Origin of the sequence: Micromonospora sp. DT229 (genome assembly GCF_049844505.1) — a bacterium.
GTDB lineage: Bacteria > Actinomycetota > Actinomycetes > Mycobacteriales > Micromonosporaceae > Micromonospora.
On sequence record NZ_JBNCLD010000002.1, the window covers coordinates 359,865 to 368,476 of the forward strand.

Genomic DNA, 8,612 nt, shown 5'->3' on the forward strand with positions numbered 1-8,612 from the left:
GTGGCGTCATCAGACATCAACGCATGACGTTTCGCCAGACCGGTATCCGCTAGGAATTGAAAAGTCCGCTTCGCCGGAAAGGCCGACCAGGACAGCGGGCAGCTCGGCAAGGGAGCAAACTGCCGCATCCGGCAGCCCATCAGGGGGAAGCGATTCGCCCCGCCGGTTCAGCCAGACCGCCCGCAACCCGGCCCGCTGGGCGGCGACCACGTCGAAGGCAAGGTTGTCGCCGACCAGTTCGTCCAGGCCGCCGCCGGGGGTGTGACGCCGCATCTCGTCGAGTACGGCCACCAACCCGCCGGTGACGGCCGGGCGCAGGTCGAGCAGGGTCTCGTCGGCGTCGAACACCACCGTGCTCAGCATGTCGACCAGGGTGTCAGGCGAGGGCTGGTTCCGCCGCCTTCGGCTGCTCGGGGTCGGGTGCGCGTAGTTCGTCGATGCGGACCAGCGCCACCCCGGCGACGATCAACGCCCCGCCCAGCAGTTGCACCACCGTCGGCAACTCCCCCAGCACCAGCCAGGCGATCAGCACCGCGAACATCACCTCGGTCAGCCCCACGAAGGAGGCCATCCGCGCACCCAGCACACGGGTCGCGGCGATCCCGGCCAGGTAGGCGATCACCGCGGCCACCAGCACCAGACCGGCGATCGGCACCAGCCAACTCATCTCCTGCCCGCCGAACTGCACAGTGCCGAAGCTGGCCCGCAGCGGCAGGGCGCCGACCAGGCCGAGCACCAGCAGCACCCCGGCACCGACCGCCATGCCGCCACTGGCCATGACCACCGAGGGCAGGGCGGAGTCGACCCGTCCGGCGAGTACGAAGTAGCCGGCCAGCCCGACCGCCGCGCCCAGTCCCCAGAGCACCCCGATCGGGTCGAGTCGGCCCGCACCGGTCAGGTCGAGCACGAAGAACAGGCCGGCCAGGGCCGCCACCGAGCCGGCCACGGTCAGCCGACGCGGACGCTGCCCCTGCACCAGCCAGGTCCACCCGACGACCAGGATGATGCCGAGATATTCCAGCAGCAGCGCCACGCCGACCGGCAGATAGCGCACCGCGTTGAAGAAGCAGACCTGGGCGACCGACACCCCCAGCAGCCCGAAGACCCCGATCGAGGCGAGGTTGCGGCGCAGCACCGGCCACCGACCCCGCATGATCAGCAACGCGGGGGTGGCCAGCACCAGGGCGGCCAGGCCGACCCGGGCGATGACGACCGACTCGGCGGACCAACCGGCGTTGATCAGGGACCGGGCGAAGGTGCCCGAGGTGGCGAAGGTGACCGCGGAGAGCAGGGCCAGCGCGAGGCCGGCACCGGCGACGGGTGATTGACGCATGACTCTCCTTGGCGCGGCGCCGCGACATCGGCAAACTAGGGTTACACCGATGACGCTAGGGTCGGGCCACGACAGGAGTCAAGTTGCTTTTCGCTCATGACACCGAGTGTTCCCTGATCGCCGCCGCCGCGCTGGTCAACACCGCCGGCCAGGGCGGGGAGGGGCTGCCCGACGTGGAGGCCCTGAGCGCCTTCTTCACCGCCCACGCCTACACCGGAAGACACGAACACACCGAAACCGAACTGCGGGCCGTACGCGCCCTGCGCCCCCGGCTGCGCCGGATCTGGTACGCCGACATCGACGAGATCGTCTCGATCGTCAACGGGCTGCTCCGCGAACACCGGGCCCTGCCCCAGCTCATCACCCACGACGACGAGCCGTACCACCTGCACGCCGTGCCCCGCGACGCCCCGCTGGCCACCAGAATGGCGGTGGAGGCGGCCATGGCGATCGCCGATGTGGTGCGCGGCGGCGAGCTGCGCAGGCTACGCACCTGCGAGTACCCGGACTGCGACAACGTACTGGTGGACCTGTCGAAGAACCGGTCCCGCCGATTCTGTGAGGCCGGCTGCGGCAACCGGGCCGCGGTCAACGCCTACCGCGCCCGCAAGGCCGCCGCCCGCAGCTGAGCCCTCGCCTTTGGGTGCGTTTGTTGTCGCCAGAGCAACAAGAAACGCACCCATCAGTGGGCGCGCCCGGCCATCAACCAACGGGTCACCGCGATCCGCAGCAGCACATAGGGTCCGAGTGGACCGTCCACAGTCACATCCCACCCCTCGTACCGATGCCGCAGGCCCGCCACCACGGCGGCCGGGAAGGGTCGGCGGAGGATGTCAGCCGTTCCTTCGGCGACGACCGGCGCGTCCCCGTCGGGTAGCGCCAGCGAGACCCGGGGGTCGGCGGCGATGTTGCGGACCTTGCGGTTGCGCTCGGCCGTGCCGATCCACCACTCGTCGTCGAGGTACAGGAACCAGACCGGGGTCAGGTGCGGCGACCCGTCCGGCCGCAACGTGCAGAGCCAGACCACCCGCTCCCGATCCAGCCGCTCCGACACCTCCGCACCAGGAGAGGTGATCACCTCAGCGCGGCGGCGCGGCGACGAAAACCCGCCAGGCGTACGGCTCGAAGGTCAGCACCGCCCCCGCCGCATCCTTGCTGTCCCGCACCCCCACCACCCCAGGCAGGTTCGTAGCCACCTCGACACACTGGTCACTGGAGCCGCTGCGGCTGCTCTTGCGCCACCGCGCACCGCTCAACTCCATGACTCGGCAATCTCCTTCAGCAATTCGATCGACTCCTGTGCTGGTAGGGCCGCGCCAAGGGTAGCCTCCCAAACCCGTTGCAGCATCGACAGATCCGACGGCCGATCAAGTTCACGGCCACCGATCTGGCCACCCAGGTAGGCCACGACCGTGCGGTCTTTCAGGGTGGCGAGCATGAACGGTCCGTTGAGCCCCGGATACTCGTCGGCGGACTGCGGCACCACCAGCAGCCGAAGCGACGGATGATCAGCGGCCAGCCGGACCAGGTGTTGCGTCTGCTCCAACATGATCTTGCGGCCACCGACTCGACGCCGCAGAGCGGCCTCATCTACCACCGCCACCATGCGGGGCGGGTCCTCCTGGCAGACAACACCCTGGCTCGCCAGGCGGTCAGCGAGGCGTTCCTCGCGCTCCGCGCGGGCCAGCGAGTCGTCGGCCTCGAAGACCGCGCGAGCATAGGGCTCAGTCTGGAGTAAACCGGGCACGTGCAGAGGTTCGAACCACCGCAACTCGTCGGCACCTTCGAGGATGGCGCGCCATCCTCGAAGCCAGACCTGGGCTTTGTCGAGGGCTACCAGGTGGGTGAGCATTCGGCCGTAGAGGCCGCCGGTGTCCAGGGCCTTGTCGAACTGTTCCAGGTACTTCGGGGTGGGCGGCTGCTGACCCAACTCCACCGCGCTGACCATCGACGGCGAATAGTTCACGGCCTTGGCCAGATCCTCCTGACTCCAGCCCTGCCGCACCCGCGCCCGGCGTAGCTCCGCGACCAGGAAGGCCGCCGCTGTCAGCTGTCCACTCGCCATCTCCAGCCGCCCTCCAGGAACCGGTTGATCGACTACAGCGCACCGCCACCGGCAACCCGACCCGGTCACAGTGGGCCTCGGACAGCACGGCCAAACCCTTCCGACCGTAACGGTGTGCTCAGCAGACTGTGCGCAGCGACGCTCGCCGCTCATTCCCCCGAGAGGCGGCGTCGAGGTGGGACCGCCCCGCTCCCCCGGCCGGGCGGTCCCATCGCCGGGGGCCATGACGAGTCAGCTCTACCGGAAGGCCGCGCCATGCCGACCCCACCCGCCGAGGGACCGGTGACCCGCCCCCACCTGCCCTTGCGCCCGCTGTGGCTGTGTCGGGTCTGCGCGGCACCCTGGCCCTGCGCCACGGCACGACTGACGCTGGTCGCCGAGTACGCCCACGACCGGATCGCCCTCAGCGTCTACCTCTGCGCCGTACTGCACGAGGCGGCAGCCGACCTCTACCGTCTTGACCCGGACGGGGGTCCCGCCCCGGCCGCCCTCTTCGCCCGGTTCCTGGCCTGGGTGCCGCGTGGCGCACCCGTGATCCCGCTCAGGGGTGGGTCATCCGGAGCAGGTCCAGGGCCTCCTCCAACTGGACCTCGGTGAGCTTGCCGGATTCGATGTGGCCCCGGGCGATCACCACCTCCTTGATGGAGGTCTGCTTGGCCAGGGCCTCCTTGGCGATCGAGGCGGCCTCGTCGTACCCCAGGTAGCGGTTGAGGGGGGTGACGATCGACGGGGAGCCCTCGGCGTACGACAGGCAGACCTCGACGTCCGCGACCAGGCCGACCACGCAGCGGTCGGCCAGCAGGCGGCTCGACGCGGACAGCAACCGGATCGATTCCAGCAGGTTGCGGCCCATCACCGGGAGCATCACGTTGAGTTCGAAGTCACCCTGCGAGCCGGCGAAGGCCACCGTCGCGTCGTTGCCGATCACCTGCGCGCAGACCTGCCGGACCGCCTCGCAGACCACCGGGTTGACCTTTCCGGGCATGATCGACGAGCCGGGCTGGAGGTCGGGGATGCGCAGCTCACGCAGGCCCGCCCGGGGGCCCGAGCCCATCCAGCGGATGTCGTTGGCGATCTTGTAAAGACCGACCGCGACGGTACGCAGCTGACCCGACGCCTCCACCAGGGCGTCCCGCGCGCCCTGCGCCTCGAAGTGGTTGCGTGCCTCGGTCAAGGGCAGCCCGGTGGAGTCGCGCAGCTTCTCGATCACCCGGGCGGCGAAGCCGAGGGGGGTGTTGATGCCGGTGCCGACCGCCGTGCCGCCCAACGGCAGTTCGGCCAGCCGGGGCAGGGCCCCCGCCAACCGCTCGATGCCGTAGCGGATCTGGGCGGCGTACCCGCCGAACTCCTGGCCCAGGGTCACCGGGGTGGCGTCCATCAGGTGGGTACGCCCGGCCTTGACCACGGTCTCGAACTCACCGGCCTTGGCCTCCAGGGCACCGGCCAGGTGGTCCAGGGCCGGAAGCAGGTCCCGGGCGACCGCTTCGGTGGCGGCCAGGTGGATCGAGGAGGGGAAGACGTCGTTGCTGGACTGGGAGGCGTTGACGTGGTCGTTGGGGTGCACGTCCCGGCCCAGCTCCCGGCTGGCCAGGGTGGCGATCACCTCGTTGGTGTTCATGTTCGAGGAGGTGCCGGAGCCGGTCTGGAACACGTCGATCGGGAACTGGTCGTCGTACCCGCCGTCGGCCACGTGCGCGGCGGCTGCGGCGATCGACGCGGCCACGTTCGCATCGATCACCCCCAGATCGCCGTTGACCTCGGCCGCCGCTCCCTTGATCCGGGCCAGCGCCCGGATCTGGGCGGGCTCGATCCCTCGACCCGAGATCGGGAAGTTCTGCACCGCGCGCTGGGTCTGGGCCCGCCACAGCGCCTCGGCGGGCACCTCCACCTCGCCCATCGAGTCGCGTTCGATCCGGTAGCCCGTGGTCTCTGGAGTCGTCACGCGTACCATCCTGCCGCGCCGACCGCAGACGTGCAGATGATCGCGGGAGCCGGACTCAGTCCAGCTCGGCCAGCAGCCGCTCGATCTCCTCCGCGTCGGGCGACTCGACCTCGCGCAGCAGGGACAGCGCCCGGAACCAGTAGGCTCGGGCTCCAGCCGGGTCGGTGTCCCGCAGGCAGCGCGCCAAGCCGTCCAAGGCGTGGGCACGCTCGTACCGATGGTTGATCTTCGTGGCGTCGAGCAGCACCCGGCCGAACAGGTCCTGGGCGCTGCGCACGTCCCCCTGGTCGAGCAGGGCGCGGGCCAGCAGGTTGCGTGACCTGCACTCACCGATCAGGTCCCCACCGTCGCTGATCGCGATGTACGCCTGCCGGTGCAGGGCTGCGGCCTCCTCCGGTCGGCCCGCCTCACGCTCCATCATGCCGATCTCGTTGAGCACCTCACCCTCGTCGAACCGGTTACGCAGCCGGCGTTGCAGGAGCAACGCCATCCGCAGCAGTCGGGTAGCCGGTTCGGTGTGGCCCATCCGATGCCGGACGATGCCGACATGCCCGAGCGCGGTGGCCAGGTGCCGAGGGTCGCCGACCTCCCGCGCCAGGAGCAGGTGCCGGCGGCTGAGCCGCAGCGCCTCGTCGTAGCAGCCCAGGGCGTACGTCGCGTGGGTGAGGTTGTTGAGCAGGTCGCATCGTTCGGCCACGTTCTCGGCACTGATGGCAGCCGATGCCTCGTTGAACGCTTCGATGCCTCGACGTGGTTCGCCGATGATGCAGTTGCCGATGGCGATGTTGGCCAGCAGTCTGCGTAACAGGTGGGGTGGGCCGGCCCGACGACACAACTCGACCGCCCGGCGCAGCAGGGCGTTGGCCTGGCCGAAGCGGGCCCGCCGAACGTGCGCCGAGGCCAGGTAGTTCAGCATCAGGACCTGGGCCTGCTCGTTGCCGAGCGCCTCGGCCGCGCGCAGCCCCACATGGTGGATGTCGAGCAACTCGTCGAGGTGCCCGCCGAGGTAGAGCAGCCGCCAACTGGCCCGGGCCAGTTGCCAGGCATGGTGCGGAAAGGACTCCGCCGCCATGGTGGACAGCGGCACCAGGTTGCAGCGGTTCTCGTCGAACCAGGCCATGCCCCGGTCGATGCAGACGGCCACCGCGTTCGGACAGGGCGGATCGGGCAGGTCGCGAGGAAGGGTGAGGCGACTACTGGGGGTCTCGTACGGGGCGGCGATCGCCACCAGGACGTGCAGGTGGTGCCCGAGCAGACGCCCCAGCGCCGCTCGGCGCTCGGTGGCGTTGGCCGGATCGGACAGCAGGGTCCGGGCGTACTCCCGGACCAGGTCGTGCAGCCGGTACCGGCCCGGCTCCGGCTCGTCCATCAGGTGGGCGTCGACCAGCTCGTCCAGGGCGTCCTGCACCTCGGCCAGCGGCACACCGGCGATCGCGGCGGCCGTGGCGGTGTCCACCCGTACCCCCGGATGCAGGCCGAGCAGCCGGAAGGTGCGCTGCGCCGCGGGAGATGCCTGGACGTAGGACAGGGCGAAGGCATCCGCGACGGAACGCTGACCCACGGCCAGTTCGGCCAGGGTGTCCCGGCTGCCGGCCAGCCGGTCGGCCAGGTCGGCCAGGCGCCATCGGGGACGGTGGACCAGGCGGCCCCCGGCCAGTCGGATCGCCAGGGGTAGGTGACCGCAGCGGCGTACCACCTCGATGGCCGCCTCCGGCTCGGCGACCACCCGTTCCGCACCGGCCACCCGGCCGAGCAGTTCGACCGCCTCGTCGGTGTCGAGGACCGGCAGCGAGGAGGGCCACCCCTCGTCCAGACCGACCAACCGACGCCGACTGGTGATCAGGGTGAGACAGCCGGCGCCGCTGGGCAGCAGGGGGGCCACCTGCTCGGCGCTGGCCGCATTGTCCAGCAGCACCAGAGCCCGTCGGTCGGCCAGCTCGGTACGCCAGATGGCCAGGCGGTCGTCCAGGTCGACCGGGATCCGCTCGGTCGGCACCCCGAGTTGCCGCAGCAGGGTGGCCAGGGCCGCCCCCGGGGTCAGGGGGGCGCGTTCACTGTGCCCGTGCAGGTCGATGAAGAGTTGGGCGTCCGGGTACTGGTCGGCCAGGTGGGTGGCCACATGCACGGCCAGGGTGGTCTTCCCGCTGCCGGCCATCCCGTCGATGAGGTGGATCCGGGCCTCCCCCTCCTCGATCTCCTTCACCAGCCGGGTGACGGTCTCCATCCGCCCGGTGAAGTCCGTGATGGCCCGGGGCAGGGCCCGGACCGGAACGGTGGAACGCGGTTCCGGACCGGCCACGGCCAGGTCACCGGCGAGCACCCGCTGATGCAACTCCTGGAGGGCGGGCCCCGGTTCGATGCCGAGTTCCTCGGCGTACAACCGTCGTCCCTCGCGGTACAGGGCCAGCGCGTCGGCCTGCCGACCGACCGTGGACAGGGCCAGCATGAGCTGTCCCCGCAGGCGCTCCCGCAGCGGATGCTGCTCCAACTGCTCGGTCAGCTCGTCGAGCAGCGCCCCCGCGTGGCCGAGCCGCAGCTCGACCTCCACACACTCCTCCAGCACCGCCAGGCGCTGCTCGTCCAGGGCCTGGGCCCGCCGACGTACGCTGCGGTGCGGGATGCCGGCGAGGGCCGACCCACGCCACAGGTCCAGGGCGGAGCGGAACTGCCGACGCGCGTCGATCAGCCAGCCCGAGGCCAGCGCGGCACGAGCGGCCTCCACCCGGCGGGCGAAGATCTCGCTGTCCAGTTCGCCGGGCCGGATCCGGATCGCGTACCCGGCGGGATCGGTGGCGATGGTGTCCGGCGACAGACCCAGGTCGGCCAGCCGCTGACGGAGCCGGGAGACACAGGTCTGCAACTGGGCCCGCGCGGTGGCCGGCGGGTGCTCCTCCCAGATGGCGTCGACCAGTTCGTCCACGGAGACCACCCGATTGGCGCGCAGCAGCAGCACCGCGAGTACGACCCGGTCCCGAGGCGCGGTGATGGTGGCGTCGCCCTCACCGACACACAGTGGACCCAGGATCCGGAATCGCATCCACTTCCCCGCTCGCGACTGGTGCAACTCTCAGCAGGGTAATCCGATGATCACTGAAGTGCCTATCGGCCTGATAGCGATCTGAGAGTGGATCAACAGCGGCTGGCCGGAGACTTACTCCCGGTCGCACCCCTGGGGTGCGATCGACGGGGGCGGTGGGGCCCCGGGGCGCAAGGCGGGGGCCACGCGGTGAACCCCCCAGCGGCCGGCCCTGGTCACCACCGCGGTGGTCACC

The 8,612-nt window shown here is 70.6% G+C and carries 9 protein-coding genes; 2 read left to right on the plus strand and 7 right to left on the minus strand.

Annotated features, from left to right (window positions below; genetic code table 11):
* Positions 1–9 precede the first annotated feature (9 nt).
* Together ACLQ2T_RS04475 and ACLQ2T_RS04480 are read right to left on the minus strand one after the other, a co-directional pair.
* Positions 10–363 carry an HAD family hydrolase gene (locus ACLQ2T_RS04475; RefSeq protein WP_425764686.1) on the minus strand — a complete coding sequence of 118 codons (354 nt, stop codon included), beginning with the start codon at positions 361–363 and terminating at the stop codon, positions 10–12.
* Between the two features lie 13 nt (positions 364–376).
* Positions 377–1,333, minus strand: a complete 957-nt coding sequence (locus ACLQ2T_RS04480; protein WP_425764687.1) for an EamA family transporter — start codon at positions 1,331–1,333, stop codon at positions 377–379.
* A gap of 83 nt (positions 1,334–1,416) precedes the next feature.
* On the opposite strand from ACLQ2T_RS04480, the gene ACLQ2T_RS04485 reads away from it, so the two are divergent.
* Positions 1,417–1,962 carry a CGNR zinc finger domain-containing protein gene (locus ACLQ2T_RS04485; RefSeq protein WP_425764688.1) on the plus strand — a complete coding sequence of 182 codons (546 nt, stop codon included), beginning with the start codon at positions 1,417–1,419 and terminating at the stop codon, positions 1,960–1,962.
* Positions 1,963–2,015: 53 nt separating this feature from the next.
* Here the strand turns inward: ACLQ2T_RS04485 and ACLQ2T_RS04490 are convergent, their stop codons facing one another.
* Genes ACLQ2T_RS04490 through ACLQ2T_RS04500 form a run of 3 tightly spaced genes read right to left on the minus strand, consistent with a single transcriptional unit; the run spans position 2,016 to position 3,398 of the window.
* A complete protein-coding gene (locus tag ACLQ2T_RS04490; RefSeq protein WP_425764689.1) occupies positions 2,016–2,387 on the minus strand; it encodes a pyridoxamine 5'-phosphate oxidase family protein in 372 nt (123 codons plus the stop codon).
* Between the two features lie 25 nt (positions 2,388–2,412).
* A complete protein-coding gene (locus ACLQ2T_RS04495; RefSeq protein ID WP_425764690.1) occupies positions 2,413–2,595 on the minus strand; it encodes a DUF397 domain-containing protein in 183 nt (60 codons plus the stop codon).
* Positions 2,586–3,398, minus strand: coding sequence for a helix-turn-helix domain-containing protein (locus tag ACLQ2T_RS04500; protein ID WP_425764691.1), 813 nt, complete (start codon positions 3,396–3,398; stop codon positions 2,586–2,588). The genes ACLQ2T_RS04495 and ACLQ2T_RS04500 overlap by 10 nt, the downstream gene beginning before the upstream one ends.
* A gap of 255 nt (positions 3,399–3,653) precedes the next feature.
* Between ACLQ2T_RS04500 and ACLQ2T_RS04505 the strand changes: the two genes are divergently transcribed.
* Positions 3,654–3,995, plus strand: coding sequence for a hypothetical protein (locus tag ACLQ2T_RS04505; RefSeq protein ID WP_425764692.1), 342 nt, complete (start codon positions 3,654–3,656; stop codon positions 3,993–3,995).
* Here the strand turns inward: ACLQ2T_RS04505 and ACLQ2T_RS04510 are convergent.
* The gene (locus ACLQ2T_RS04510) at positions 3,940–5,349 is read right to left on the minus strand and encodes a class II fumarate hydratase (protein WP_425764693.1); all 1,410 of its coding nucleotides are present in this window, start codon (positions 5,347–5,349) and stop codon (positions 3,940–3,942) included. The genes ACLQ2T_RS04505 and ACLQ2T_RS04510 overlap by 56 nt on opposite strands.
* 46 nt (positions 5,350–5,395) lie before the next feature.
* The gene (locus ACLQ2T_RS04515; protein WP_425764694.1) at positions 5,396–8,377 is read right to left on the minus strand and encodes a BTAD domain-containing putative transcriptional regulator; all 2,982 of its coding nucleotides are present in this window, start codon (positions 8,375–8,377) and stop codon (positions 5,396–5,398) included.
* Positions 8,378–8,612 lie beyond the last annotated feature (235 nt).

Coding starts and splice junctions, on each gene's coding strand:
- ACLQ2T_RS04475 (WP_425764686.1), bottom strand. CDS start 363: ATGCTGAGCACGGTGGTGTTCGACGCCGACGAGACCCTGCTCGACCTG.
- ACLQ2T_RS04505 (WP_425764692.1), top strand. CDS start 3,654: ATGCCGACCCCACCCGCCGAGGGACCGGTGACCCGCCCCCACCTGCCC.
- ACLQ2T_RS04510 (WP_425764693.1), bottom strand. CDS start 5,349: ATGGTACGCGTGACGACTCCAGAGACCACGGGCTACCGGATCGAACGC.
- ACLQ2T_RS04495 (WP_425764690.1), bottom strand. CDS start 2,595: ATGGAGTTGAGCGGTGCGCGGTGGCGCAAGAGCAGCCGCAGCGGCTCC.
- ACLQ2T_RS04480 (WP_425764687.1), bottom strand. CDS start 1,333: ATGCGTCAATCACCCGTCGCCGGTGCCGGCCTCGCGCTGGCCCTGCTC.
- ACLQ2T_RS04515 (WP_425764694.1), bottom strand. CDS start 8,377: ATGCGATTCCGGATCCTGGGTCCACTGTGTGTCGGTGAGGGCGACGCC.
- ACLQ2T_RS04500 (WP_425764691.1), bottom strand. CDS start 3,398: ATGGCGAGTGGACAGCTGACAGCGGCGGCCTTCCTGGTCGCGGAGCTA.